The organism is Acidocella sp. MX-AZ02 (genome assembly GCF_000306035.1).
Lineage (GTDB): Bacteria > Pseudomonadota > Alphaproteobacteria > Acetobacterales > Acetobacteraceae > Acidocella > Acidocella facilis.
Genome location: NZ_JH976225.1, coordinates 1 through 1,668 on the forward strand (window position 1 = coordinate 1; position 1,668 = coordinate 1,668).

General features: G+C 59.9%; 1 protein-coding gene. It reads right to left on the reverse strand.

Annotated elements, in window-relative coordinates:
- Positions 1–165 precede the first annotated feature (165 nt).
- A complete protein-coding gene (locus tag MXAZACID_RS17200; RefSeq protein WP_008495833.1) occupies positions 166–1,491 on the reverse strand; it encodes a site-specific integrase in 1,326 nt (441 codons plus the stop codon).
- Between the last annotated feature and the right edge of the window lie 177 nt (positions 1,492–1,668).

Sequence of the window (1,668 nt, forward strand, 5' to 3'; positions counted from 1 at the left end):
GTTAGGGATAATCTTCGTTTTCAACGAGATGCATGCTGGAATTTACGAAACCAGTTTTAGTTTCTGGCCCTTCGGCCTGATTGCGCACCCGCAAGGGGGGCGCTTTTGGCGATCCGCCAAGCGGCTCGCTCTCTGGCCGGGCCTACGCCCGGCGCTTAACGAACATCAATCCGCGTCATCCAGTTCACCTGCCTTCCACGCGCCTTTCCGCGCACCGGTTGTCGTTTTCCTATTCCCGGCCCGCTTACGCATGACATTGATAGCGGTGGCATCGAGCGTGTTCTTCAGGTGGACCGCATAGTGCTTTTCGATCATCTCGACCGAGGTGCGGCAATTCTTGGCGACCTGATAAATATCCGCCCCTTCCATCAGCCGCATGCAGATATAGGTATGGCGCAAACTATAGGCGGTCCGGGCCTTGCCATCCCGGTCCAGCTTGAGCCCAGTCCGGGCCAGGAGATTATTGAACAGCTTGATGTGATTTCCCGGGAATACCAGATCCATCGCCGCCGGATATTCCGGCGCGGACGGGACAGGCGCGTCCCCGCCAGTCCTGCGCCGGTGCTGCCGCTCCCGGCGGGATTCCGCCTGCACCGGCTTGGCCCGCGCCCGCAGCCGCTGATAAACCCGCACCGCCCCCGGCATGCTCTTACAATGCCCGACGCCGCGCTTCCCGCGGACCTCAATCTCCAGCAGTTCCTGCTTGCCGTCCCCCTCGGCAATCGTCACATCCCGATGCTGCAGATTGAACGCCTCATCCGGGCGCAACCCGGTATTGGCCATGAACAGCACGAAGTCATAAACCTGCTCGGCGTTCCATTTAAGGTGCGAACGGAACGGCTCCTTCGCATAAGCCCGCGCCGCCTCGTAAAGCTGCTTGTACTCCTCCGGGCTGAACCAGGGCCGATGCGTAATCTTACCCTGCGTCCGGTAAGGCGGCGTCAGATCCGGCAGATGCTCCAGCCAGCCATGCCGGATGGCGGTCTTGAGCACCATGCGCAGGGTCACCACCTCATCATGCAGCGTACTGCGCGCCGGCGGCTTGGCCTTCGGCTTGTGCTGGCTTTTCGAATGCGGGTTCGGCGCTGCATAGCTCGTCATCCGGTGCACGCGGTATTCCTGCACCTTGCCGGGCGTCACCTTGTCCAACGGTAACGCCCCAAAGAACGGCAACAGATGCACCCGCAACCTGATCGCGTGGCTCTCGGTCCATTTCTCGGACCGCTCACCCTCGGTGATGACGCCATATTCCTTCAGGAACTGCTCGGCCGCCTTCCTGAAGGTCGGACGGTCATTTAATACACCCGCTTCGGCCTGGCCGTGTAATTTGAAGTACCAGCTCTCCGCCGCCTTGGCGGCCAGCTCCTGGCCTTCCTGCTTGGTACTGAACTGGCGCTGCTTACCGCCAACAGAGGCCCTGGCCTGCCAGAACCGGCTATTGTCGCGCTGGTAAATCTGGACCTTCCCGCCCAGCAAATCGATCGTCGGCATGTTGCCCCCTTCCGCGGTGTCGGCGTCCGCGTTGGTTGAGGATCAATGGCTACGATACGACCATAGGCTGTCAGGTTTAGGATTTCGAGTTAAAATGCCCTAATGCTGCATTAGGACCTAGATACGCAAACGGCCCCTTGTTCGGGGCCATTATGCATTGGAATTGTTGGATAATTT

Bases quoted from the DNA above. Each gene is read 5' to 3' on its own strand.
- MXAZACID_RS17200 (WP_008495833.1), bottom strand. From the start codon at position 1,491: ATGCCGACGATCGATTTGCTGGGCGGGAAGGTCCAGATTTACCAGCGC.